Raw genomic sequence first — 25906 nt, 5'->3', positions numbered from 1 at the left:
CGCGGAACCCGGCTGGCCTTCGTCACAGGCTTTCGGCGAATGCCCCGGGCAGGCGGGCTGCGTCAGTTTGCCTTCAGCAGGGCCCGCGCCACGGATTCGTCGTACAGCTTCAGGGGGTCGGTTTCGCGCCCCATGTCGCGGTACATCCCCGCGGCATGACGAATGATTTCCAGCGGCACCCATTCGTGGCGTTCCCACACTTCGGGCCGGTCGGCGCGCCACAGGCGAAATTCCACGCTGCCGCCGCTGGAGCGCACGTAGACGCGGGTGCGTTTGTCATTGGGATCGGGGTAGTAGTAAAGGCCAAGATCGTCCTGCATGGGCACTCCTGAACACATGAACTGCGAATGGCGCCCGCCGCCGTGGCCGGGTGCGGGCATACGGTCAATGCCCTATCCCGCCGATGCACGCAAGCTGTTGTCATTCCCCGGATGGTGGGCTACAAGCAAGGAAGTGTCGCCCGCCCCCCTGCAGGCGGCACAGGGATGTCCGACGGGGAGACTGCCATGCCCCGTCCCCGCGTGAAAGCGCGGCGGGCACCGGAATGATTCAGGGCGCGCGACGCCACCGACACGCCGCCCCCTGCATTTTTTCGGCAATCCCGACAGGGTGTTGCCTGCTCCCCGCCACCCGGCGGGGCGGGGCGGCGTTCCGTGTCGGGGCTTGACAACGCGCCGGAATCCTTTTAGGAATGGCGTTACTTTGTCCAAAAAATCACGAGTTTTCCGGGCGCAAGGGCCGCGCCGACCGATGCCCTTACCTCCGGAAGACGCCGTCCTGTTGCGCCCCAGGGGCGATGGGCGTGTCTGTTGAGAGTCCAGAACTTCAACAAACCAATGTGGAGGTAAGGCAATGGCGAAACATGCAACCCCCAAGTTGGACCAGCTCGAATCCGGGCCTTGGCCCAGCTTCGTGTCCGACATCAAGCAGGAAGCTGCTTACCGGGCTGCCAACCCCAAGGGTCTGGACTACCAGATTCCGGTGGACTGCCCCGAAGACCTGCTTGGCGTTCTCGAGCTGTCCTACAACGAGGGTGAAACCCACTGGAAGCACGGCGGCATCGTCGGCGTGTTCGGTTACGGCGGCGGCGTCATCGGCCGTTACTGTGACCAGCCCGAACAGTTCCCCGGCGTGGCGCACTTCCACACCGTGCGCGTGAACCAGCCCGCGGCGAAGTACTACCACACCGACTACCTGCGCCAGCTCTGCGACCTGTGGGACCTGCGCGGCTCCGGTCTGACCAACATGCACGGCTCCACTGGTGACATCGTGCTTCTTGGCACCCAGACCCCGCAGCTTGAAGAACTGTTCTTCGAACTGACCCACAAGATGAACACCGACCTTGGTGGCTCGGGCTCCAACCTGCGTACGCCCGAATCCTGCCTTGGCATGTCGCGCTGCGAATACGCCTGCTACGACACCCAGGCCTGCTGCTACGCGCTGACCATGGAATACCAGGACGAACTGCACCGCCCGGCGTTCCCCTACAAGTTCAAGTTCAAGTTCGACGGCTGCCCCAACGGCTGCGTCGCCTCCATCGCCCGTTCCGACTTCTCGGTCATCGGCACCTGGAAGGACGACATCAAGATCGACCAGGCCGCCGTCAAGGCCTACGTCGGTGGCGAACTGAAGCCCAACGCCGGCGCCCACTCGGGCCGCGACTGGGGCAAGTTCGACATCATGGCCGAAGTGGTGGAACGCTGCCCCTCCAAGTGCATCTCCTGGAACGGCTCCGCCCTGTCCATCAAGACCAGCGAGTGCGTGCGCTGCATGCACTGCATCAACACCATGCCCCGCGCCCTGCGCATCGGTGACGAACGCGGCGCGTCCATCCTGGTCGGCGCCAAGGCGCCCGTCCTCGACGGCGCCCAGATGGGTTCGCTGCTGGTTCCCTTCGTGGACGCCAGCGAGCCGTTCGACGAAATCAAGGGTGTCGTCGAAAAGATCTGGGACTGGTGGATGGAAGAAGGCAAGAACCGCGAGCGTCTGGGCGAGACCATCAAGCGTCTCAGCTTCCAGAAGCTGCTTGAGGTGACCGAGATCGACCCCGTGGCGCAGCACGTGAAGGAGCCCCGCTCCAACCCGTACATCTTCTTCAAGGAAGAAGAAGTGCCCGGCGGCTGGGATCGCGACATCACGGAATACCGCAAGAGACACCAGAGATAAGAAGAGGGGTAGCACATCATGGCATTCATCTCTTCCGGGTACAATCCCGAAAAGCCGATGGCAAACCGTATCACGGACATCGGCCCCCGCAAGCACGACTCCTTCTTCCCCCCGTTCATCGCGAAGAACTTCGGGAAGTGGCTGTACCATGAAATCCTGGAACCCGGCGTGCTGGTGCACGTCGCCGAATCCGGCGACAAGGTGTACACCGTGCGCGTTGGCGCTGCCCGTCTGATGTCGATCACCCACATCCGCGAGATGTGCGACATCGCCGACAAGCACTGCGGCGGCTTCCTGCGTTTCACCACCCGCAACAACGTCGAGTTCATGGTCGACACCGAAGCGGCCCTGAAGGCGCTGAAGGAAGACCTGGCCTCGCGCAAGTTCGCCGGCGGTTCCTACAAGTTCCCCATCGGCGGCACCGGCGCCGGTGTGTCCAACATCGTGCACACCCAGGGCTGGGTGCACTGCCACACCCCCGCCACCGACGCTTCCGGCCCGGTCAAGGCGATCATGGATGAAGTCTTCGCCGACTTCCAGTCCATGCGTCTGCCCGCCCCGGTCCGCATCTCGCTGGCCTGCTGCATCAACATGTGCGGCGCCGTGCACTGCTCCGACATCGGCGTGGTGGGCATCCACCGCAAGCCCCCGATGATCGACCACGAATGGACCGACCAGCTGTGCGAAATCCCGCTGGCCGTTTCCGCCTGCCCCACTGCCGCCGTGCGTCCCACCAAGATGGAAATCGGCGACAAGAAGGTCAACTCCATCGCCATCAAGAACGACCGCTGCATGTACTGCGGTAACTGCTACACCATGTGCCCCGCCCTGCCCATCTCCGATGGCGAAGGCGACGGCTGCGTGATCATGGTGGGCGGCAAGGTTTCCAACCGCATCTCCATGCCCAAGTTCTCGAAGGTCGTCGTGGCCTACATCCCGAACGAAATGCCGCGCTGGCCCACACTGACCGCGCAGATCAAGCACATCATCGAGGTGTACGCCGCCAACGCGAACAAGTACGAGCGTCTGGGCGAATGGGCCGAACGCATCGGTTGGGAAAGCTTCTTCAAGCTGACCGGCCTTGAGTTCACCCACCACCTCATCGACGACTTCCGCGATCCGGCCTACTACACCTGGCGTCAGAGCACCCAGTTCAAGTTCTAAGCCGGAAGGCAACCACATTCCGGGGGCGGGTTTGCCGCCCCCGGATAACCAAAGGGGCTATCCATGGAAGAAGCCAAGAACAAGGTCGTGGAATTCCTGCAATCCAAGGCCGGCTCGAAGAGCAAGTTCTACTTCAACGACTTTCTCGACCTGTTCCCCGACAAGGGCCCGCGCGACGTGAAGAAGATCCTCACCGCGCTGGTGAACGCCGAAGTTCTGGAATACTGGTCCTCCGGCAGCACCACCATGTACGGCCTCAAGGGCGCCGGCAAGCAGGCCGGGGCCGAGGGCGAATAGTAGTTCTCCACGCCGGGGAACTGTTTTTCCGAAAAGGCGTATGGACTGCAAGGTTCATACGCTCTTTTCGTATGCACTCACGCCATGCGCGCCGCGCATGGCGGCCACCTTCGTCACCCGCCACACAGGCCGGACCCTTCGGCGCCACTGCATGAATCTTCCGCGCATCGTCATCGCCGGGCTTTCCGGCGGCTCGGGCAAGACGCTGGTATCACTCGGCGTGGTGCGCGCCCTTGCGCGCTCGGGTCTTGCGATAAAGCCCTGCAAGAAGGGACCGGATTACATCGACGCATGGTGGCTGGCCCTGGCCGCCGGGCACCCCGCCACCAACCTGGACCCCTACTTTCTCGATGCGGACAGGCTGCGTTCACTGTTCTGGACCCGATGCGGTCTGGCGGGTGAAGGCAGCACAAGGGATGCGGCGCTCGCCAGGGTGAGGCACGGACAAACCGGCCTGCCCGGCCCGGCGGCTGCCCCGCCTTGCCCGGCGCGTCCGGCGCATCCGGCGCGTCTGGCGTGTCTGGCAGACCAGCCTGGTCCATTCGACATGGCCGTCATCGAAGGCAACCGGGGGCTGTTCGACGGGCGCGACCTGTCCGGCAGTTGTTCCACGGCGGAACTGGCGCGCATCCTTGGCGCCCCGGTGGTCGTGGTCATGGACTGCACCAAGATGACCCGCACCGCTGCGGCCATCGTGTCCGGCCTGCGTCACTTCGAGCAGGGCGTGCACATCGCCGGGGTAATCCTGAACCGCACGGCGGGGCCGCGTCACCGCAGCGTGCTGCGCGAAACCATCGAACACTACACCGACGTGCCGGTGCTGGGCGTATTGCCCAAGATCGCCGCCAACCCCATTCCCGAACGGCACATGGGCCTCGTTTCCGGCATGGAGCACGAGGAATGCGTTGCCGGGCTGGACAAGGTGGCGGACATCATGGCCGAGCACGTGGATCTGCACCGCCTGCGTCAGGTGGCGTGCGCAGCCCCGCCGCCGCAAGGTCCGGTGGCCGACCTGTGGTCGTTGCTGCCCGGTGCGGAGACCACCGCTCTTGATGATGCAGAGCAACGCGACGGCGGACAATGTGATGTTGTTCCGGGTGATGTTGTTCCGGGTGATGCGACTCTGGCTGGCACCGCTCCGGACGGTACCGCTCCCCACGCGACGGCCCCCGTCCCCCCGCGCATCGGCTACGTGCATGATGCGGCCCTGTGGTTCTACTACGAGGAAAACCTGCTGGCCCTGCGTCATGCCGGGGCCGAACTGGTACGCCTTTCCCTGCTTGACGGCGCGGACTGGCCGCAGTTGGACGGCCTGTACCTTGGCGGCGGCTTTCCGGAAACCCTTGCCGCCCGGCTGTCCGCCAATCGTCCGGCCCTGGACCGGCTGCGCGGACTGTCGGAGTCGGGCCTGCCCATCTACGCGGAATGCGGCGGCTTCATGGTGCTGGGCCGGTCCATCGTCATGGACGGCACCGAACACCCCATGGCGGACATCTTTCCCGTGCGCACCGTGTTCCATGCAAAGCCTCAGGGGCTTGGCTACGTTGACGCCGCCACCGTACTGGAAAACCCCTTCCATCCCGTGGGCACGACCTTTCGCGGGCACGAGTTCCACTATTCGCGGTGCGTGCCCTGTGACGCCGCAGCCGGAACACCCGCCCCCCTCGCCGTGCCCAGCGCACTGCGCCTCACGGCCCAGTCCGGCCACGTCACCGGCATGGGCGATGGCCGCGACGGCCTGCTGCTTCGCAACACCATGGCCGCCTACACCCACATCTTCGCGCCCGCCGTCCCCCACTGGGCCCCCGCCATGGTCCGTGCCGCGCGCGCCTTCAGGTCCGGCCGTCCCCCCTCGTCCAGCGCCATCTAGCCCCCGCGCCACAAGCATCGCCTTCCCTGCGTAACGCGCCAGCAAGCTTCGGCAGGCTCCGCATGGGGAATGAGCCTGCTTGACATTCATGCTGCTCCATATTATTAGCAGTCAAATCATTTGAACAACAACAATAGCCGCAGCATCCCATGAACAGCACCCGCAACGCGCACCCGCCCCGGCAATCGGCATTGGCTCCGGGCAGTTCCGTGACACCGCGCCACCGCAGATCGCCAGACCCGTCCGGCGCACGGAACGCCCGCGTCACGCCAGATGAGTTGCGCATGTTGTTGACGGACTGGCCCGACGGCAGTACGGAACGCGCCTGCTCTTCTCCCGATGCCCCCGGTGCGGCATGACTGTTCATTTTCCATTGCCTGATGCCCCGCATCCACTCGTCGATCTCGGCACTTCCCCCACATCCGACGCGCGCCCAGGCGCGCCCTGTACAGGAGCCTTGCATGTCCCGTTCGTTTTCTGGCGTCCTCACCCGGCCTGCTCCCGCCGCAGTCCTTGGCGGGCTGCTGCTGATCCTTGGCCTGATGTTGGCCGCGCACGCCGCGCATGCCGCTGACAATGATTTCTCCGCCACCTTCACCGGGCGCACCATCGGCGAGGCGGACATGGACGACGGCGGTTCGGTGGCCGTCACCGAAGCCGGTGCCAGCCTGCGCTACCGCTGGTTCGGCATCGACTACCTGAACCGCCGCTACGACTGGTCGGACACCGCCAGCCTGCCCTTCGGCAACGGGTCCGATCCGTGGGAACAGTTGCACATGCTGCGCCTGCGCGCCGACATCGCCGAGCAATTGGGTTTTGGCGGTCTTGGCTGGTTCGCCGGGGCGGGCCTGACCGCCGGATGGGAAGAGGAAATGGACGACGCCTGGGGGCTTTCCGGCTCAGTGGGACTTACCTGGGCGGTGGGCGGCGTGCGTCTGCGTGGCGGCGTTGCGGCCTCTGCCCACCCCGTGGGCACGCGCCTGCTGCCTCTTGTCGCCGCGGACTGGGGCAACCAGCGTGATCTGGGCTTTTCGGCCACGGTGGGTTTTCCGGAAACCATGCTCCGCTATCGTTCCTCCGACATGTTTTCCTTCCGCGCCGGTGGCCGGGTGGAAGGAAATACCTACCGCCTGGCAGACGACAGCCCCGTCCAGCGCGAGGGTTACATGAGAACCTCGTCCCTGACGCTGGGCGGCTACATCGACATCACACCCCTGGAAGACCTTACCCTGACCGTGGGCGCGGAATACCTGACCCGCCAGGAAATGCGGGTCTACAATTCCGACGGCGACGAACGGAACACCTACGACCTGGACGACGCCCCCGCCCTGCTCCTGCGCCTGAGTTACGGCTTCTAGCCGTCCGCAGCGACCAGACAGACCCCGCCACACGTTCGCGGCCCCGTTGGCATCATCGATATTGACGCCGAACGGGGCCGCGACATATCCCGGACATACCGCCGCGCCCCCAACCAGCAGGAACCCCATGTCCACCGACGCACCGCTCCCCGATGTCCTCGCCTCGCACCGGCTCAGCACGCTGGTGGGTGAACTGTCGCGCGCCTGGCGCGCCCGCCTGGACCAACGCCTCAAACCGCTGGGCCTGTCGCAGGCCTCCGGGGTGGTGCTGTGGGCGCTTGCGCTGGGCGGCGCGCTTACCCAGACACAACTGGCCCGGAGCATCGGCATAGAAGGCTCCACGCTGGTGCGCCAGATCGACAGGCTGGAAGCGGATGGTCATTTGCGCCGGGTGCAGAATCCCGATGACCGGCGGGCCAATCTGCTGGAGCTGACCGATTCCGGCAGCGAACTGGCCAACGCCGTTGACGCCGTGGGCATCGCAGTGCGGGACGAACTGTTCGCGGGCCTACCCGTTGCGGACCTGCACACCACCATGCGCACCCTGCACCAGCTGCGCATGCGCCTGCCGGACTGACCCCCCTGGGCGCGGACCCGCTCGCCCGCCGCCGGTTGTTCCCGCATACCGGGCGTGCTACGCAAGCTGACCAGCAAGAGGTCACGCATGCCCCCCGACTCACCCTTCTCCCCCCCGCCGCCCCATCCCGCACGCACCGCCCTGACCACGCTCGCCGCGCTGGCGCGTTCGCCCCGGCACGTCATCGCACTGGCCTGCGCCGCCGTCGGTGCGCTGCTGGCCCTGTACCCTCCCGCGGCCCTGCCGCAGGAGGCCGCCCGCCCCGTGGGGCTGGCCGTGGGCGCCATAGGATTGTGGGTTACCGCCGCCATCCCCGAATACCTCACCGCCCTGCTGTTCTTCCTGCTGGCGGTGCTGCTGCGCGCGGCCCCGGCGGCCACGGTGTTCTCCGGGTTCCATTCGGCCACGTTCTGGCTGGTCTTCGGCGGAATGTGCATGGGTGCCGCCATGCAGCATACCGGTCTTGGCGCACGCATTGCGCGGGGGCTGCTGGCGCGCACGGGCACGGGCTACACCTCGCTGGTCTGCGGACTGGTGGCCGTGGGCGTGCTGCTGTCGTTCGTCATGCCCTCGTCCATGGGTCGCATCGCCCTGCTCATTCCGCTGGCGGTTTCCCTTGCCGGGGCGGCGGGCCATGGGCCGGGCAGCGCGCAGCGCACCGGCATCGTGCTGGCCGCCCTGTTCGGGGCGCTGCAACCGGCCTTCGCCATCCTGCCCGCCAACGTCCCCAACATGATCCTTGCTGGCAGCGCCGAAAGCCTGTTCGGCCACACCCTTACCTACGGGCGTTACCTGCTGCTGCACTTTCCGGTGCTGGGCCTGCTGAAGGCCGTGGTCATAGCGGTCTTGGTGCTGCGGTGGTACCCGGCGCGCACCGCCGGGCAAACGGACCGCCTTGCCGAGGGGATGGTGCCTGCGGACCGGACTACCGACGCCGATCATGCAGCAACTGCGGGCAGCCCGACGACCCCGGCCAGCCCGGCGGAACTCCGACTGATGGTGGTGCTGGCAGTGTCCGTGGGGTTGTGGGCCACCGACGCGCTGCATCACGTTTCGCCCGCGTGGGTCAGCCTGGGGGCCGCCGTGCTCTGTCTGTGGCCGCCGTTGGGCCTTACCGGCAAACAGGCCATCAGCCGGGACATGAGCCTGGCTCCGCTGCTGTTCGTGGCGGGCATCATGGGGCTGGGCGCCATGGTGGCGACATCGGGCGCAGGCAACTTGCTGGTGCGCGCCCTGCTGGACGGGCTGCCCCTGGTTCCGGGTGAATCCGTGCGCAATTTCGCCGTGCTCACGGTGTACGCCATGGTCACCGGGCTGCTCACCACCCTGCCGGGCATCCCCGCCGTGCTCACCCCGCTGGCGACCGATCTGGCCGCCGCCTCCGGCTTCAGCCTGGAGACCGTGCTGATGACCCAGATCGTGGCCGTATCGTCCATGTTCCTGCCCTACCAGTCGCCGCCGCTGGTGGTGGCCATGCAACTGGGCAGCATTTCCTCCGGCCACATGACCCGCACCTGCCTGCTGCTGGCCGCCATCAACATCGTGGTGTTGCTGCCGCTGGATTACCTGTGGTGGCGCTGGCTGGGCATGTTCTGACCGGACAGGACCGTCGGGAGCACACAGCAGACGAAGGGGCGGACGGACGACCAGCCCCCTGCCGCCTAGCGCCTGGCGCACGGACGGGCCGCCTTGTCCATCCACGGCATCCCGTGCGCCGCGCGCGATCCCCGCAGCCCCGCTTCACCCCGAAAAAACACCGACGCCGCCCCCCAGCCGGGGAGCGGCGTCGAAAACCCTTGCGGCCTGTGGCCGGGCAGGTGCGCGCTGGACGCGCTATTCGTCGTTCAGTTCGGCGCGGAACTTGCGCGACAGGCGAAACACCACAACCTTGCGCGGGGGCAGGGTGATGGTTTCGTCGGTCTGCGGGTTGCGCCCCTTGCGGGCCTTCTTGTCATAGGCCTCGAACTTGCCGAATCCGCTTATCAGCAGGGCATGATCCTTCTTGATCGCCTGCTTCATGATGCCGAGAAGCGACTCGACAACGCCTTTCACTTCGGCGCGGTTCCTGTCGGTCTTTTCGTAGATGGCATCGACGATTTCCGCCTTGGTCAGGGTCTTGCCGCTCATACTGTCCTCCGGGCCGGTGCTTCCGGCTACTCCATGCGTTCCCTGATGGCCTTCGCGAGCGCCTGCATCTCGTCGATGCTGCCGTACTGCCCCTGCGCCCACAGTTCGTGGCCGTCGCCGGGAAAGCGGGGCACCAGATGCCAATGGACGTGGAACACCACCTGTCCCGCCGTCGCGAAGTTGTTTTGGAATATGTTCAGCCCTTCCGCTCCGGTGGCTTCCATGACGGCACGGCCCACGCGCTGCTGGGCGGCGATGATGTGCTCGCCGAGCCGCGCGGGCATGTCGAGAACCGTGCGGTGATGCTCCTTGGGAACGATCAGCGCATGGCCCCGATTGACGGGTCCGATGTCCAGAAAGGAAAGCACGTGGTCGTCGGCGTAGATTTGCGCGCAGGGAATTTCGCCACGCACTATCCTGCAAAAAATACAATCGGACTGGGACATGGATTCTCCGTCACATGGAACACTTTGAAATCATTCAGCCACGTGTGCCGACGCACAGCGGCGGGCATGTAACTAGTTATATACACAGTCAAAGACGCAACCGCAAGTAAAATCTTGCAAGATTATGCCGGGTTGCCACGCCTTGCGGCACAAGGGCTTCCGTGCCATCGTCACTGCTGGAGGGGCTGCGGATATCGCTCCAACCCCCTTTCGGGAAAGGGGTATCACGTGCCCTGTCCTGCTGCGTCCGTTCCCCGCCCCGAAAACAAGGGGCACGCGGCGGAACCTGAACCGGACGCAGGGCCGGACGTACGCCCCGAAATCATCATCTTGGCTCTGATAGTAACACATCAGCAACACAAGGCAATCATGTCGGCGTTGATTTTTCCGGTCCCCGAGGCACGTTGCGGTAGTCGTGGGCCTGGCCCGGCCATGGCGGGCAGCCTCAACGTGGCGGCCAGGCCAGACTGGCCGGATAGTCCGGACGGGCCGGGGCACACGCGCGGCGCGGCCTGCGCATCTGTCGCCCCCCCACGCAGGCGACCACGCATTCTACCGGTTTTCCTGCCCTTTGCCGGATGCCCCACCCGTTGCGTGTTCTGCGCGCAGGACGTGCAGACCGGGCAACGCGGCGGCATCAACAGCGTGGGGCATGCCCTGGCCGTGGCCGAAGCACGGCTGGAACACGAGGCGCGCCTGCTTGAGGCCGCGACGGCCAACGGCGTTCAGGAACCCCGCGACCATCCCGCTCCAAACACCGGTCGAGCCGCGTCTGCCCACGAAGCTTCCCCTTCGCCACTGGAAATCGCCTTTTACGGCGGCACGTTCACCCTGCTGTCCGAAGCCGAACGCACCGCCTGCCTGGAGCTTGCCGCCCGCTGGCGGCAACGCGGGGTGGTCTGCCGGGTACGCTGTTCCACCCGCCCCGACGCCGTGACCGTACACAGCCTGGCGACATTGCGCGCGGCAGGCATGGACTGCGTGGAACTGGGAGTGCAGAGTTTCGACGACGCGGCACTGGCCGCCGCCAGCCGGGGTTACGGCGGGGCATTGGCCCGCGCGGCCTGCGCCATGGTGGCCGGGGCCGGGCTGGAACTGGGGGTGCAACTGATGCCCGGCATGCCGGGAGTGACGCCGGAAGTGTTCCGCGCCGACGTGCGCACCGCCCTGCTGCCCGATACCGACGGGGCAGCCCCGTTGACGTCTTTCCTGCGCTTCTATCCCTGCCTTGTGCTGCGCGGCACGCCGCTGGCGGAACGTTGGCGGGCCGGAAGCTACGTGCCGTGGCCGCTGGACACCACCGTGGACGCACTGGCCCACGGTCTGCTGGCCGCGTGGGCACGCGGCGTGGCCGTGGTGCGCATGGGCCTTTCTCCGGAAGACGGACTGGACGACGCGGTGCTGGCCGGGCCGATGCATCCCGCGCTGGGCCAGTTGGCCAAGGCCGAGGCCCTGCGCCGCCACGTGGCCGCGCACTTGGCCCGCCTGCCGGGGCCGCCCGTGCGCCTGGGCGTACCGCGCCGCTTGCGCGGCCTGCTGTGGGGCCACGCCAACGGGCTTGTGGCCGCGTACGCGGCCATGGGCATCACCCGGGACATGGTCCACTGGCGCGACGACGACACCTTCTCGCTGGAATGACGGCGGCGGCCACCCCGCATTCCGGGACGACCGCCGCCGCAAAACCATCGTTCGCCCCACCGTTCACCAGCGGATGGAAACCTCTCCCCGCTCCGCCAGCCAGGCATTGACCCGCGAAAAATGGGCGCATCCGAAAAACCCGCGCGAAGCCGACAGCGGCGAGGGATGCGCCGCCGTCAGCACCAGATGCGCCGGATGGGTCACCAGCGCCGCGAACCCGTGCGCGGGCCTGCCCCATAGCAGGAAGGCGCAGGGTTGCGGGCGTGCGCCCAGCGCGGCCACGATGCCCCGCGTCACCCCCTCCCAGCCGAGGCCCGCATGGCTGTTGGGCTGTCCGTCCTGCACGGTGAGCACCGTGTTCAGCAACAGCACGCCCTGCGCGGCCCAGCGCGACAGGTTGCCCGAGGGGGCTGCCGATGCGGGGGGCACGTTGCCGAACGGAGCCAGCAACGGAGCGTCTGCGGACGGGCTGCCAGCCGGGCGCGAGGACGGATGCGAGGACGGATACACGGACGGATGCGGGGACGGATGCGGGGACGCGCCGGATGTGTCCGTCTGGGCCGCGAGGCACGATCGCCCCGATTCCGCGCCGCAATCGGCAGCCACTTCCTTGAAAATGTTGCGCAGCGAGCGCGGCAGGGACACTCCGTCGGCAACGGAAAAGGCCATGCCGTGGGCCTGCCCCGGCCCGTGGTAGGGGTCCTGCCCCAGAATCACCACCCGCACCGCGTCCCACGGCGTGGCGCGCAAGGCCCGGAACACGTCGTCCCGGGCGGGGTAGATGGTGCGCCCCTGTGCGCGCAACGCCTCGACCGTGGCCAACACTTCCAGATGCCTGCGGGCAGCCAGTTCCGGCACGTTGTCCGGCCAGCCGGTGCCGACCAGCGGATCCGGTCCGGCCAGCACTGCGGGATCGGGCCCAGCCAGCGCCGCGGCATCGGCAATGGCAGGCGCACGAGGCGGGGCGGAACGCGCCCTTGCAGCGGACGCACGCCCAGCCGCCCCGCCGGGTGAACCGGGCATCCCGCCGGGTGAGCCGTTTGTGCCCACTATGGAGGTCACTGCGGTCGCGCCGCCCTCGACCTTGCGCGGCCTGCCGCGCCGCCGGGGCGCTGCCTGCGGCTGGCCGTCCTGCACTGACGAGGCCGCGACATCGGATGACGGCGCGGCACTGGCCGCAGCCGCCCGCGTGTCCGGCACGCCCTCCGGCCCGCCCCCCGGCACGCCCTCCGGCCCGCGCGCCGGATCATCCACCAGAATCCTGCGCCGGGCCATTTACAGCGCCGCCACCCAGTGCTGGATGCGGTCAAAGGCCTCGGTCAGTTCCACCTCGTCCATGCCGAAGGACAGCCGCAGGTGACGTTCGCCCGTGGGGCCGAACGAGCCGCCGGGCACGGTAATCACCCGCGCCTCTTCCAGCATGCGCCGGGCCACGGTCATGGAGTCGGCATCGGTGAAGGTGTAGCGGGCCATGGCGTAGAACGCACCACGCGGCGGCACGTAGGCGAAGTGCGGGGCCAGCGCGTCCAGCCTGCGGCAGGTCAGGTCGCGCCGGGCGGTCAGGGCCGCGCGCATGACGTCCACGCAGTCCTGCGGACCGGTCAGCGCGGCAAGGGCCGCATGCTGCGACACCGTGGGCGCGCACACCGCCGTGGCGTCGTGCACCTTCAGCAGTTCCGCCATCCACGCGGCGTCGGCGGCCACGTAGCCCACGCGCCAGCCGGTCAGGGCGTACTTCTTGGAAAAGGAGTTCACGGTGATAACGTGACGGCGCAGTTCCGGCTGGCTCACGGGGGAGAAGCGCGGCGTGCCCGGCTGCTCGCCGTACACCATGTAGTCGTAGGTGTCGTCCACGATGAGCACCAGGTCGCGCTCCAGCGCAAGGTCGCACAGGGCGCGCACGTCGGCGTCGTCGTACACCCCGCCGGTGGGGTTGCCGGGGCTGCACACGATGATGGCCCGCGTGCGCGGGGTGACGGCGGCGCGCACCGCCTCCACGTCCAGCCCCCAATCCGCCGCGCGCAGCGGCACGTGCACGGGCACGCCCTCTGCCATCAGCACCTGCTCGGCATGCGAGGCGTAGCCCGGCGAGGGGATGATAACCTCGTCGCCGCGCTCCACCACAGTGAGCATGATCATCACCAGCGCTTCCATGGCCCCCACGGTGACGCCGATTTCCGTCTCCGGATCGAAGCGCGCGCCCTTGCGGGCCAGGATGTCCGCCGCAATGGCCTCGCGCAGGGCTGGCATGCCGGGTTGCAGGCTGTAGCGCCCGGCCGTGGGGTCGTCGCGCAGGGCGCGGCAGACGGCCTCCACGATGTGGTCCGGCGTGCGGAAGGACGGCACGCCCTGCCCCAGCGACACGCAGCCGCCCACCTTGGCGGCCAGCATGGGCATGAGCTTGGTGGCGGAAATGCGGATGTTGCGCACGCGCTCGGCAACGCGCAGGGGGGATTCCGAAGAAGTGATGTCGGGCATGAATCGGCTCCGGTGACTGAGAGAAGTGGGGGACGTGGGCGAACGTGGCCGAAAGAGCGCAAAAGCGGGGCGCGGGGCAAGGGCCGCGCGGGTGGGCAGGCTCCGCTCTGCGCGCGGGCGCCCGGTGGTACGGCACGTCGGCCAGCCTTGGGCTATACCCGCCCGCGCCACGCTCCGCAACGCGCGAAAATGAGGCGGTGGATCGAGCCGGACCAAAAAACAGGAGGCGGATGATTCCGCCCCCTCTTGCAGCCGCCATGCACCCGACCGTATCTCCAACACCCGCCGCTATTCCATCTTGGCCAGCCGCGCCGTGTAGGTGAGACAGGTAGCCGAAGGGCTTACCGTGCTCCACGGGGCCAACGGCGAACTGGCGATGTAGCGCCCCATCACGTTGTCCTTGTTGTCGACCTTCTCCACGAAGAACGATGCCACCTTGACCACCGTCAGGTAGTTGCGGCCGCTCGTGATGGGCAGGCGCGGGTCGTACAGGGGAATCCTGATGATGCGCGGGCTGCGCGGGTTTTGCTCACCTGCGGCATTGACCACGCCCTTGGTGGCGCTCCATGTGGCCGCCGGGTCACCCGCGACAAGATCCTTGATGCCCTGCCGGGTGGGCCCCACCATGTTGCCGGGCTCTACTTGGATCTGTGACCCCGGCTGCACGGAATAGGTTCCGAAGTCGTTCATGCAGAAACCGGCGTCTGCAAGGCGGTCGCGGTAGACGGATGCACCGGTTTCCGGCGTACCCTGCCCCACCGGCGGCAGATCGATGGGATTGAACCAGCCCGGCACCACCGAGTCCGTGGGATCGCCGAACTTCAGCACCACCGGCGCCCCGAAATCCGCCGCCGAGTACCCTATAAGCTGCACCGATGCCATCTCGCATTCGCTGGTGGGATCCAGCGCGCCATTGTTACGCAACTTGGCGTCCGCGTCGCACTTATCGTTCCAGGTAAACTTGTCGGGCACACTCAGCGGGGCAATGCAACTGCGGCACGCGGGCACGGCCTCGGCCCGGGCTGCCACCGTCACGCTCGTGTAGTTCTTGCCGAACATGTTGGCCAGAAGCAGGGATACCGGATTGCCCGCCTGCGCGGTGCGCTGCACGTGCACGTCGATGCGGTTCATGAGGAACGATGTGTTGATGGACGGATTGCTGCCGAAGGTGATGTCACCGTCCTTCACGGCGCTGGCGGGCACGTCGCCCTGGGCAAGGTTGGCCCGCGCCGCGGCAACGGCCGCCGCGCGGGCGGTATCGGTATTGCCCGAACTATTGATGAGCGCCTGCGCACCGGCCAGCGCCGCGATGTCTGCGGTTTTCTGCATCTGGCTGCGCTTGGTGTAAATGACGCCAAGGTCCACCGCGAAAGCGCCAAACCCCAACAGCACGAAGCTGGAAAGGGCCACGATGAGGGCCGTGTTGCCGTGTTCCTCGCGGAACAGTCGCTTCCAGAGGTTCATGGTGCCTCCTATCCTGTGGTCGCCGTGGCGCTTTCGCGGATGACCAACGGCAGCACGGTGAATGCGACGCCAAAAATGGCTCCGCGCGTGGTGTCAAGAATTACGGTTATGGTCGCGGACGTAGGGGTGGGCCGGGCAATGGTCACCGTCGTTTCGCCAGGCAGGTAGCCCGACGCGGACAATGCATCCTTGACCGCGGTGATGGCCTGCGCGTTGGCCTGCGACGACTGGGCGTGCACGAGCACCATGGCTCCCTGCCGCACTGCCTGGGTGAGCGAATGACGGGCCACGATGAACCTGCCCGCATCCATGGTCAGCAACAGCATGGGCACCAGCAGCAGGACCACCAGCAGGGCGGCCTCCACGCTGACCATGCCCCGCTGCCCGTCCTGTCCGGCCTGCTTGCCAGGTCCATTCGGGGAAAAACGCGTATCATGCGGCACGGTCATCATGGCGTCTCCAAAGGACCCAGCACGGCCTGCTTCACGGCCACCACCACGCGGGTGCCGGTAAGGTCGGCGATGAAGCCGGGCAGTACCAGGTATTGAAAATCCACGGTAATCTTCACCGTGATGGTGGGGGGCACCGCCACGGTGTTGCGAGCCACGGTCAATCCGGAAGGGACGATGCCCGCCGGGGTCATCAACTTGAGCGCGGCTGCCCGTATGTCGTCGTCGGTGGCTGAAGGCAAGGACCCCGCTTCCGCCGCGTCCACGGCGGCGGCCACGATGGTGTTGCGGAACCAGACATAGCGCAGCATGTCCATGGTGCCGAACAGCAACAGGATCACCACAGGCAGGACCATGGCCATCTCGAGCGTGGTCATGCCCATGTTGTCGCGCAGCAATGCCTTCAACGTCTTCATGTTCCATTCCTTGCCAAAAAATCCGTCCCCGCCTTCTCCGACGCCCAGGACCGAAAAGCGGAAACGTTTTGTCACGAATGCGTAGCAAGAAGTGCTCCCGGCAATCCCCTCCATGCATTATGTTTTTTCAAACATTTATCATTGCAGAACAAATCAAATTCTCATCTTGCAATGACAGCGCATTCACACCCGTGAATATCCGTCTGCGCTCGACATTCCATAGATTTCCAGCCCGCAATATCCGCGTCGAGTATAATTTTTCTCGATAGTCGCGCGGCAATCTAAAATTTATAGACTAAAAACCCACGGCGACACGACTTCAACATGAGGGTCGCAAAAAAAGCTGTGGCGGCCGCGACACCTTTCCAAGCGCTTGCATGGGGGAAAGGCTGGTGGCACCCTTGTCCTGCTCGAACATTCTCCGGAATATGTCCAAGGCGGAACTCCCATCGGCGGCGCCGAGGCCACATGAAACCCGGTACAGCGCAAGGACCGCATGAAATACACCTGCACCATCGAACACCTGCCCGGCTCGCGCCCGCTGGAGGCGCCGCCCCGGCCACCGCGCCACATACCCGAGCACGGGGGCGGGTACTCCACCGGATTCGGCATGGACGCCTCGCCGGACACCGACGGCTACGCCGACTACGGCCAGCGCCCGGTGCCCGCGTCCGGCCTGCCCCTGCCGGTGCGTGACCGCATCGTGCTGGACGCGGCCCCCGGCGAGGTGCCGTGGCATATCGCCCTGAAGTTTCTGGGATATCTTCTGTACCGGGAATGGGAGCCGCGCGTGGAGGAAGGCGTGGGCTGGCACTACAAGCCGGACCTGGTCTCGCTGGACGCGGCGGGAAACATCCGGTTGTGGCTGGATTGCGGGAACATCGCGGCGCGAAAGACCGACCGGGTGGCGGCCAAGCTGGGCGAGGACACGCCCTTCCGCATCCTGCGCCGGACAGAAAAGGACGCCCGACAACTGGCGGCCACGCTGGCTGGCAAGGTGCGCCACCCGCAACGGGTGCGACTGATAGCCTTTGACGCGGGATTCGTGGACGCCATCGCGGCAAGCCTGGACAGCACCAACCGCATCAAGGCCCTGCGCGAAGCCGACCGGCTGGACCTGACCTTCGAGACGCGGCAGGATCGGCTGGAATTACGCAGCCGGTTGCATGTGCTGGAACTGAAGGGGTAGCCAGGCGGCGGTGCCGCCATACCATGGCACAGCATGGTCGGGACTATGGCGTCTCCCCGGCGTCCGGTCGCTTTTGCAGTTCCCAGGCAGTTCTCTGAATGACCCGTTCAAGATCAAGTTTCCGCTGATAACTCATGGAATTAAGAAGAATGCCCGTCCCCAGGAAGGTGGCACTGAGAAGTCCCAGCGCCACTGCGAGCACGGCCAGCGGCACATGGGTAATATAACTTGTCGTCAACCATTCCGTGATGACCACACTCCCCGCAAGAATGGAGCCCACGGCAAGAAAAAACGCCACAAGCATTGAAAACGCAAGCGGGTTGCAATGATTGAATACCGTGAAAATGGTACGCAAAACTCTTGCGCCATCGCGAAATGTATTCAACTTTGAGAAACTGCCTTCCGGCCTGTTTACGTAACGCACGGGAATTTCCACTATGCGCATCCTTGCCTGGGCCGCAAAGAGCGTCATGTCCGTCTCTATCTGAAAGCCCTCCACCACAATCGGGTAACAGCGAACGAACAACCTGCTGAGCACTCGGTATCCCGTCATTATATCCACAAGCTGCGTGCCCGATGTCACATTCACGAGATACTGGACCAGCCGATTGCCAACGCCGTGAAACGGTCGCGTATTCTCACGTGAATAATCCCCGTGCGACCGGCGGTCGCCACACACCATATCTGCCTTTCCTTCCAGGACAGGAGCGAGCAATTCAGGCAATTGTTCTGCAGGGTACGTCATGTCCGCATCCGTAAGCACGTAGACATCCGCATCCACTTCCAGAAAGGCGCGCCGAACGGCATTGCCCTTTCCTTGTCGCCATTCACGAAGCACTCGCCCTGTGGCCCCCAGGCGCTGCAATGTTTCAGCGGCAATATCCGCCGTGGCGTCCTGTGAATTGTTGTCCACGACATACAATGCAGCAGTTGGGCACACCGCGTGAAACGCCTTCATTGTTTCCGCAACGGTCTGCGCTTCGTTATACGCCGGTATGATTATGGCTATCCGCGGTTCTGACATCATTTTCCCCGCATCCTTCTCGTCCGCGCCGCGCCTGCGGCGGCAGCGGCCTTGAGATACCCGCCGACCTGCCGGAACGCATCGGTAAAAGCAACGCGCTCCGCCTGCCTCGGCATGGCCAGCAGCAGAAAGAACAGGGCTGCGATGGTCGGCCACATGATGATGGTAACGAAGCCGGAGTGCGCCAGGCCCGACTGTCCCGGCAACAGGGCAACCCACACGAACGGAATGGCGGCGGGAAACAGTACGACCCACAACCCCCGGACAAAGGGAACCCGTTTGTCATACAACCGCCATCCCAGCAGCAGGAAGCACGGCACCCATACGCGCCACAACGTCTTTTCCAAATTGTTTCCGGCTGCCTCCACGATCATCATGAGGCCCCTGGCGGTATACTTCTCCGGCAATGCGCCCAGCAAGTTGAACCCCGGTTCATACATCAGCACCGCCGCCCACTTGCCCAGCCACATCACCAACAGCCCAAGACTCCATCCTACGCAGGCCGCAAAGGCTTCAGCCAGAATGGCATCCGACCGCTCGTCCTGGTTCCAGCGCGTCAGGCAATAGCAGAGCAACGGAAATCCAAGGCTCAGGCTTCCCATGTTCAGAAAGGATGTGAAGGCATCCAGAACGCCAATAACCGCAAAAAGGGCCACAGGAGCTCCCCTTCCAGCATGCAATACCGCCGCAATTGCCCCGGCAAGCACAACCCAGAATTGTGCCGCGTGCGATGCCAACAGAAAAACGTGCAGTGTGCCCGCAAGGAAAAATGACGTTAGTGTGGCATACGCATATGCCTGACCATTCTTTTGCGCCATCACCACTGTCAAAATTCCAAAAAGGAGCACATTCACGAGCACGAGCAGGACACGAACCGTTGCAATATCAAACAGGCTGTACAACGGCTTCAGAACAACCTGATATCCATGCCAATAGCGCGCATACGGCACTGTTTCACGTGTGAAATTTTCCAGAGCCTGGGCCTTTAGGTTCAAACACTCCCCGGCGTGATTCACTTTCAGCATGCTATCCACGGACGCGTGCATATCCGCAGCCGCTCCCAGGGCAACGCACTCCGTAAACATGTCTATCCCGCGGAACATCAGATACCGAGGATAATTCTTGTCAAAATATCCATCATTGGTCGCAGAAACTATATTCTTGCGCAGACCATCGCTGGGCAATGCAGCCACTGCAATAAACAAAGCAATGCATACAGACATCGTCACGAGCACAGCAACAAGAATGCGCCGAATCATCTTCAAACCTGAGTACTGTGCGAGTATCAACTTCAGTATGTTACCCACAAAAGCCATGTGCCCTCCAGGTGCATATGTCCACACATCAATACATATGCCAATAAAAAAAGAAAATCTGCATCGATATATCAAACCTGCCGATGCGTGCATGAACGTTCTTGTTGCCTACGATTACGTAGCCCGCGATCACGCCAAATCACCGTCACGACTTCAACAATTGCTGTCGTCCACCCTGCTTTACGCCCCCCCCAACACACACGTGGACATCATCACAAGGGCATTCTGAAGAAATCACTACCATCAATGCTTACAAAAACAGCCTTTACCTCTCCCCACTCCGGCGCGGCGACGGGAATGGCCAGCCACGGCCTGCTGCCCGTGTCCGCTGTCCATTCCCTGAAATTCCATGAATGCCGGATGCCCGCGATCAGCGGCATCTCATCCACCGGCACGCGCTCCCTGCCCAACAACTGGCTTTCGTAGCGCCGCTGCAATGCCACGGGCAGTGGTCGTGCCGACTGGCGGTGCAGCAGCACCACGGTCACGACATTGCCACGCCTGCGCCCAGACATATCCGCAAACAACCAGTGAAACCGGAACGTATCGTTAGGCCCGGCGACTACATCCTTCTCGACTACCGCGGCACAGCCTCCCGGACCGTCCTCTATGGGCACCAGGTCACCCAGCCTTCCCCGGTCTGCCGCAACCCGAAGCGCGACCACAGGGTCCGGCAACATTGCGGAAACGGCATCCACGCCAAACATCTGCGCCACCTTCGATGCAGGCCATTCCTCGGGGGACCCGGGAATGGCAAACCCAAAGGCATTGGGATAAGGCGCCAGCAACTCTCTGGAGACCGCCTGCACCCCCCGCTCCGCATCGAATCCCTTCCACTGCAAATACGCGTTCCGCTTCTCCTTGGATGCGGCATACGCTGCCGTCTCTCCAGACAAAATGGAATATACGGTATCGCCATAGGCAGGCTGCATCAACAACACCACGACAAGCACAATGGCACTTGCCAGTACGCACACCCCCCTGTCCATCCGCTGCATCACCATGCACCTTACAGGCTGCAATGTATGCACGAACACGAACACGGCCACGCAGGAAAGCAAAAGCAGTACGCTTGCCGAAAACTTACCCGCACTTAAGATCGGCATATCACTCAATGCATGCACGGTCACGATGCCCAACACGACAAGAAAGGCCATGAGCAGCCCACACAACAACACATATGCGGGATGGAACCCACGAGCCTTCTCACCATTCCGTGCGGACACGCCCGCCTCCCCACCCGCGACAATGCCCAACCACACGCATACCACCGCAAAGAAGCTCGAAAAAAATTTGAACAGCAGTTCAAAGGTCATTGGAACAACCGGCAAGAGCTGCTCCTGCATCAGGGCCCAGGAGACGGAGCGTTTCGTCTGACGGCGAAAGTTGCCCCTTGCCAGGAACGATAGCAGGAAAAAGCCCGCCATCACGACCACGATTTTGAGAAACACCGATTTGTGCTTATGCCCGACTCGTGCAGCCATCACATAGGCGCAGACGGAAACAGCAACCGTGGCAACCGCAGAATGCTCATAACATCCCACAGCCAGAATTCCCGGCACTGATGAAATCCATACATCCTTGCTATGAACCCTCTCGGCATTCCATAACGCGCAGACTCTCCCAATAAACAGCAGCACAAGACCATTTCCAAATGTTATGCCAAGAATGTCTGTTACTTCATAAAACGACATACTCAATGTCGGATAGCACGAATACAAGGCCAGCATGCACACGGATGCAATAAAAAACGCCTCTGCCTTTCTCTTGTTATGGGATAGTTCTGAAAATATGTTCCACAGTGCGCCCCAATACAGCAGGCATATCGCAATGCACACCAGGGTATATCCAAAACGTGATTCTGCGCTTTTCCCGAGGAATATTACGAGGAAATGATGTGTGTAGCGACCACTCCATGTCCACCACGAGCGCCCCATGCTTTCGAGTGCCTGCGGGATGTCAAACCAGAACCGCGCCTCATTGGAACGGGCAAAATCGTCGCCCACTGGAAACGTGAACCCCATGGCCCAAAAAAAGGGAACAAGCAGCAGAATGAGCGGAATGCTGTGCTGCCAACGTATCCTCATGATCGACTCCTCGCGAAAATGAACAAACGCCTGCCCGATGGCAATGCCCATGCAGAGCGGCACGAATGCGCATGCCCACACTCCCCCTGCCGGGCATATCCCGCCGCCGGAGCGGACTCGCCGCCTATTGTCCGAACACCTTGCCGGGATTCATGATGCCCCTGGGGTCGAACACCTGGCGGATGCCCCGCTGCAACCGGATGGAGGCGGGGGAGAGTTCCAGCGGCAGCAGGTGTTTCTTGGCCTCGCCGATGCCGTGCTCGCCGGAGATGGTCCCGCCAAGTTCCAGCACCTTGCCCACCAGGGCCACGATGCCCTGCTCCACCACGTCGCGGGTGTCGCGGGTGGGGGCGGTGACGTTGAGATGGATGTTGCCGTCGCCCGCATGGCCGAAGGCAAATATCTCCATGCCGTAGCGCTGCTCGAACTCTGGCAGCGCGGCCACCAGTTCGGCGATGGCCCCAAGGGGCACGGCCACGTCCTCGGACATGTACAGGGCGGCGTAGTCGTGGATGCGCAGCGACACCTGGCGGCGCGCGCCCCAGACGCGGGCGCGGGTTTCCTCGTCGGCGGCGGGCAGCACGTGGGTGGCCCCCTGCCGGCGGCAGATGGCGGCCACAAGGTCAAGCTCGGGCACGATCTGCTCGCGGGCGCCGTCCAGTTCGATGATCAGCAGCGAGGGCTTGTCACCGGGCACGGGAATGGGCAGCAGTTCACCCAGCAGGCGGATGCAGCGATGGTCCAGGAATTCGATGGCCGAAGGCAGGTGGCCGCCCCCCAGCACGGCGGCCACTCCGCGCATGGCGGCGGCCATGTCCGGAAAGGCCACGGCCATGCTCACGGTGGCGGGCGGCAGTGGCACCAGCTTCAGGGTTAGGGCGGTGATGACGCCCAGCGTGCCTTCCGACCCGCACAGCAGGTGGGCCATGTCGTAGCCCACCACGCCCTTGCGGGTGCGCACCCCGGCGCGCAGCAGCTCGCCGTCGGGCAGCACGGCCTCCACGCCCAGCACGTAGTCCCGCGTTACGCCGTACTTGACGCAGGCGGGGCCGCCCGCGTTGGTGGCAACGTTGCCGCCGATGGTGGAACGGTCCATGCCCGCCGGATCGGGCGGGTAGTACAGGCCCTGTTCGGCGGCGGCGTCGCGCACGCGCTGCGAGATGACGCCCGCCTCCACCTCGGCCACCAGGTTGCGGGGGTCGATGGAGCGGATGCGGTTCATGCGCTCCAGCGACAGCACCACCCCGCCGCGCACGGCAAGGCAGCCGCCCGCAAGGCCGGTGCCGCCGCCGCGCGGAATGACCGGAATGGCATGGGCGCTGGCGCAGCGCAGCAGCGCCTGCACCTGTTCCACGGTTTCCGGCAACACCACCATGTCGGGGGCGGCGCGCAGTTCCGAGGCGTCTCGGTCGTAGGGTTCACCGGGGGAGTGCAGCACGGCGGATTCGCCCACGGCAGCCACGATGGCGGCGCGATGGGCGTCGGTGAGCACGAAGCGGGGGGCGGAATCGGAAGTTGGAGGCAGGCTGCGATCGGACGTGTGGGACATGATGGCACGCTGGTCCGACCGCACGGCAGGGGGCGTACGCTTCGGCCCCGCGCCGGGGCATCCCGGAAGCGGGACCGGCTGACGGGACCGGCGCGCGACGCGCTACTGGCGCGGGCGGCCGAACCCGGGAATGTGGAAGCGCTCCTCCAGTTTGTGGAGCAGCCACGAAGCCACGGTGACAAGAAACAGGTAGTACGCGCCCACCACCAGGAACACCTCGGTGAACCTGAATGTACGGGACGCGAGCACCTTGGCCTCGCCCGTGAGCTCGATGCACGTGATCACGTAGGCGAGGGACGAGTACTTGATGAGATAGACGATCTCGTTGCCGCAGCCCGGCAGCGCACGCCGCACGGCCTGGGGCACCACGATGGAAATGAGCGTCTGCATGGTGCTGAAGCCCAGCGCCTGGGCCGCGCTGAGCTGGCCCTGGCGGATGGAGAGCAGCGCACCGCGAACGTATTCCGAGTTGTAGGCCGCGCTGCACAGGATGAAGCCCAGCACGGACGCGGCGTACGGTTCAAGATAGATGCCGATGTTGGGCAGGCCGAAATAGAGGATGAACAACTGCACCAGCAGCGGCACCCCCCGGAAAAGCGCGGTGTAGGCGTTGGCGATGCGCTGCATCCACGGCTTGCCGAACACCCGCACGATCCCGATGATTACCCCGAACAGCAGGCCGAACACGGCGGAAGGCACGATGAGCTTCACGCTCATCCACAACCCGGCGTTCAGCGAGGGGAACACCCTGTCGACGAGGAAATCGACGTCGAACACTAGCTGCACTCCTCGCACAGGTCGGTCAGGCGGCTGCAAAAATCTGCGGTGCGGGTGCCGGAACCGGGTGCCAGCAACTCCGCCGGAGACCCGCGCTCGATGATGCTGCCCCGCTCCATGAACAGGATTTCATGCGCCAGGGCACGGGTGAAGTCCATCTGATGCGAAGCCATGACCATGGTCATGCCGCCGCGCGCCAGGTCACGGATGACCGCCAGCACTTCGCCCACCAGTTCGGGGTCGAGGGCCGAGGTGGGTTCGTCCAGCAGCATGACCTTAGGGTCCATGGCCAAGGCACGGGCAATGGCCACGCGCTGCTTCTGGCCGCCGGAAAGCTGGGCCGGGTACAGGGTGGCGCGGTTGGCCAGCCCCACCCGCTCAAGTTCGGCCATGGCCCGTTCGGCGGCGGCCTTGCGGCTCATGCCGCGCACCTTGCGCAGGGCGATGGACACGTTGTTCAGCGCGTCCAGATGGTCGAACAGGTTGAAATCCTGAAAGATCATCCCCACCTGCTGGCGAAAGGCGTACAGCTCGGACTTGCGCGCGGCATCCACCACCCGCCCTTCCAGGCGGATGTGCCCCTCGTCCGGCGGGATGAGGTAGTTGATACACTGCAAGAGCGTGCTCTTGCCCGCGCCGGAAGGGCCGATGAGCACCTTCAGTTCGCCCTTGTCCACATCCATGGAAATGTCGGACAGGATGCGCTTGCCGCCAAGAGTCTTGCCGATGTTCTCGAGGCGCAGGATGGGAGTGCCGGACGTGGTAACGCTTTCGGGCGTGGCCATGGAGATATCCTTATAACGGTCCGTGGCTGGCGTAGCCCGGAATGTGCAGCTTGTGTTCGAGACGGCGCAGCACCTTGAGCCCTATCAGGGTGATGACGAAGTAGAGCGCGCCCGCCGTCATGTACAGCGGCAGGTGCTCGTAGGTGCGCGAGGCCACGAAGTGGGTGCGGGCCATGATCTCGGGCGTGCCGAGCACGAAGGCCAGCGCGGAATCCTTGAGCAGGATGGAATATTCGTTGGACCAGCCGGGAATGGACAGGCGCAGGGCCTGCGGCAGGACTATGGAGCGGATGGCGGTTCCGTCGCTCATGCCCAGGGCGCGCGCGGCGCGCAGCTGCCCCTGCGGCAGGGCCAGGATGGCCCCACGGAATATCTGCGACTGGTAGGCGGCGCTGGTCATGCCCAGCACCAGGCACGAGGCGGTGAAGGCGGAAAGGTTCAGTCCGATGAGTTGGAACAGCCCGAAGTAGAACAGCAGCAGCAGCACCAGAATGGGCATGCCCCTGAAGAACCAGACGTAGACCCCCACGACAAGCCGTACGGGCAGCGCCCCGTACACCTGGGCCACGGACATGGGCACGCCCAGCAGCAGCCCCAGCGCCATGGCGCCGAACACGGTGGCGACGGTGACGAGGCTGCCTTCCAGAATGTACGGCAGGGCCTCTATGATGGTGGTAATGCTTTCAAGCATGGACGCGGGCCGTGCGGCCCCCCCTTTTTTTGCTGTGG

Annotated in this window: 24 protein-coding genes; 9 read left to right on the top strand and 15 right to left on the bottom strand. The window is 64.6% G+C overall.

From position 1 onward, the window contains the following. Window positions 1-62 precede the first annotated feature (62 nt). A complete protein-coding gene (locus tag K6142_RS09620) occupies window positions 63-320 on the bottom strand; it encodes a hypothetical protein (protein ID WP_012612680.1) in 258 nt (85 codons plus the stop codon). A gap of 532 nt (window positions 321-852) precedes the next feature. Between K6142_RS09620 and dsrA the strand changes: the two genes are divergently transcribed. The 7 genes from dsrA to K6142_RS09585 all read left to right on the top strand — a co-directional run bounded on the left by dsrA (window position 853) and on the right by K6142_RS09585 (window position 9028). After that, a complete protein-coding gene (dsrA, locus tag K6142_RS09615) occupies window positions 853-2166 on the top strand; it encodes a dissimilatory-type sulfite reductase subunit alpha (protein ID WP_012612681.1) in 1314 nt (437 codons plus the stop codon). A gap of 18 nt (window positions 2167-2184) precedes the next feature. Next, complete coding sequence (gene dsrB / locus K6142_RS09610) at window positions 2185-3330, top strand: dissimilatory-type sulfite reductase subunit beta (protein ID WP_190244679.1); 1146 nt, start codon at window positions 2185-2187, stop codon at window positions 3328-3330. Between the two features lie 63 nt (window positions 3331-3393). Further along, the gene (locus tag K6142_RS09605) at window positions 3394-3627 is read left to right on the top strand and encodes a dissimilatory sulfite reductase D family protein (RefSeq protein WP_007524227.1); all 234 of its coding nucleotides are present in this window, start codon (window positions 3394-3396) and stop codon (window positions 3625-3627) included. Window positions 3628-3778: 151 nt separating this feature from the next. Continuing rightward, window positions 3779-5497: a cobyrinate a,c-diamide synthase gene (locus K6142_RS09600; protein ID WP_190244680.1), complete on the top strand. Its 1719-nt coding sequence runs from the start codon at window positions 3779-3781 to the stop codon at window positions 5495-5497. Between the two features lie 461 nt (window positions 5498-5958). After that, window positions 5959-6855, top strand: a complete 897-nt coding sequence (locus K6142_RS09595; RefSeq protein WP_190244681.1) for a hypothetical protein — start codon at window positions 5959-5961, stop codon at window positions 6853-6855. Window positions 6856-6982: 127 nt separating this feature from the next. After that, window positions 6983-7432, top strand: coding sequence for a MarR family winged helix-turn-helix transcriptional regulator (locus tag K6142_RS09590; RefSeq protein WP_190244682.1), 450 nt, complete (start codon window positions 6983-6985; stop codon window positions 7430-7432). Between the two features lie 87 nt (window positions 7433-7519). Continuing rightward, complete coding sequence (locus tag K6142_RS09585) at window positions 7520-9028, top strand: SLC13 family permease (protein WP_190244683.1); 1509 nt, start codon at window positions 7520-7522, stop codon at window positions 9026-9028. 237 nt (window positions 9029-9265) lie between these two features. On the opposite strand, the gene K6142_RS09580 is transcribed toward K6142_RS09585, so the two are convergent. Continuing rightward, a complete protein-coding gene (locus K6142_RS09580; protein ID WP_007524232.1) occupies window positions 9266-9559 on the bottom strand; it encodes an integration host factor subunit alpha in 294 nt (97 codons plus the stop codon). 26 nt (window positions 9560-9585) lie between these two features. Continuing rightward, entirely contained in the window at window positions 9586-10005 is a 420-nt protein-coding gene (locus tag K6142_RS09575; RefSeq protein ID WP_012612687.1) for an HIT family protein, read from the bottom strand. A gap of 432 nt (window positions 10006-10437) precedes the next feature. On the opposite strand from K6142_RS09575, the gene K6142_RS09570 reads away from it, so the two are divergent. Next, window positions 10438-11643: an elongator complex protein 3 gene (locus K6142_RS09570; protein WP_190244684.1), complete on the top strand. Its 1206-nt coding sequence runs from the start codon at window positions 10438-10440 to the stop codon at window positions 11641-11643. A 63-nt stretch (window positions 11644-11706) separates the two neighbouring features. On the opposite strand, the gene K6142_RS09565 is transcribed toward K6142_RS09570, so the two are convergent. From K6142_RS09565 to K6142_RS09545, 5 genes are all read right to left on the bottom strand, one after another. Then, on the bottom strand, window positions 11707-12918 hold the full coding sequence (locus K6142_RS09565; RefSeq protein WP_223380820.1) for a uracil-DNA glycosylase: 1212 nt from the start codon (window positions 12916-12918) through the stop codon (window positions 11707-11709). After that, on the bottom strand, window positions 12919-14121 hold the full coding sequence (locus K6142_RS09560; RefSeq protein ID WP_190244616.1) for a pyridoxal phosphate-dependent aminotransferase: 1203 nt from the start codon (window positions 14119-14121) through the stop codon (window positions 12919-12921). A 288-nt stretch (window positions 14122-14409) separates the two neighbouring features. Next, complete coding sequence (locus tag K6142_RS09555; protein WP_190244615.1) at window positions 14410-15585, bottom strand: pilus assembly protein TadG-related protein; 1176 nt, start codon at window positions 15583-15585, stop codon at window positions 14410-14412. 8 nt (window positions 15586-15593) lie between these two features. Beyond that, on the bottom strand, window positions 15594-16037 hold the full coding sequence (locus tag K6142_RS09550; protein WP_223290318.1) for a TadE/TadG family type IV pilus assembly protein: 444 nt from the start codon (window positions 16035-16037) through the stop codon (window positions 15594-15596). Continuing rightward, window positions 16034-16450 carry a TadE/TadG family type IV pilus assembly protein gene (locus tag K6142_RS09545; protein WP_190244614.1) on the bottom strand — a complete coding sequence of 139 codons (417 nt, stop codon included), beginning with the start codon at window positions 16448-16450 and terminating at the stop codon, window positions 16034-16036. Before K6142_RS09545 ends, K6142_RS09550 begins: the two co-directional genes overlap by 4 nt. Before the next feature lie 496 nt (window positions 16451-16946). Between K6142_RS09545 and K6142_RS09540 the strand changes: the two genes are divergently transcribed. Beyond that, window positions 16947-17639, top strand: coding sequence for a YaeQ family protein (locus K6142_RS09540; RefSeq protein ID WP_190244613.1), 693 nt, complete (start codon window positions 16947-16949; stop codon window positions 17637-17639). Window positions 17640-17682: 43 nt separating this feature from the next. On the opposite strand, the gene K6142_RS09535 is transcribed toward K6142_RS09540, so the two are convergent. The 7 genes from K6142_RS09535 to K6142_RS09505 form a co-directional block, all read right to left on the bottom strand. Then, window positions 17683-18666: a glycosyltransferase gene (locus tag K6142_RS09535; protein WP_223290317.1), complete on the bottom strand. Its 984-nt coding sequence runs from the start codon at window positions 18664-18666 to the stop codon at window positions 17683-17685. Further along, window positions 18663-19979 (bottom strand): hypothetical protein, encoded by a 1317-nt coding sequence (locus K6142_RS09530; protein ID WP_190244612.1) that lies wholly within the window; start codon window positions 19977-19979, stop codon window positions 18663-18665. Before K6142_RS09530 ends, K6142_RS09535 begins: the two co-directional genes overlap by 4 nt. Window positions 19980-20191: 212 nt before the next feature. Beyond that, complete coding sequence (locus K6142_RS09525; RefSeq protein ID WP_223380819.1) at window positions 20192-22117, bottom strand: DUF6056 family protein; 1926 nt, start codon at window positions 22115-22117, stop codon at window positions 20192-20194. 73 nt (window positions 22118-22190) lie between these two features. Beyond that, window positions 22191-23615: an FAD-binding oxidoreductase gene (locus tag K6142_RS09520; RefSeq protein WP_190244610.1), complete on the bottom strand. Its 1425-nt coding sequence runs from the start codon at window positions 23613-23615 to the stop codon at window positions 22191-22193. A 102-nt stretch (window positions 23616-23717) separates the two neighbouring features. Beyond that, entirely contained in the window at window positions 23718-24392 is a 675-nt protein-coding gene (locus tag K6142_RS09515) for an amino acid ABC transporter permease (RefSeq protein WP_190244609.1), read from the bottom strand. Then, the gene (locus K6142_RS09510) at window positions 24392-25177 is read right to left on the bottom strand and encodes an amino acid ABC transporter ATP-binding protein (protein WP_190244608.1); all 786 of its coding nucleotides are present in this window, start codon (window positions 25175-25177) and stop codon (window positions 24392-24394) included. Before K6142_RS09510 ends, K6142_RS09515 begins: the two co-directional genes overlap by 1 nt. A gap of 10 nt (window positions 25178-25187) precedes the next feature. Then, complete coding sequence (locus tag K6142_RS09505) at window positions 25188-25868, bottom strand: amino acid ABC transporter permease (protein ID WP_190244607.1); 681 nt, start codon at window positions 25866-25868, stop codon at window positions 25188-25190. Window positions 25869-25906: the final 38 nt, after the last annotated feature.

Origin of the sequence: Nitratidesulfovibrio sp. SRB-5 (assembly GCF_019931275.1) — a bacterium.
Classification (GTDB): Bacteria; Desulfobacterota; Desulfovibrionia; order Desulfovibrionales; family Desulfovibrionaceae; genus Cupidesulfovibrio.
Note: the sequence above shows the minus strand (reverse complement) of the source record. Positions and strands in the feature narration are given on the sequence as shown.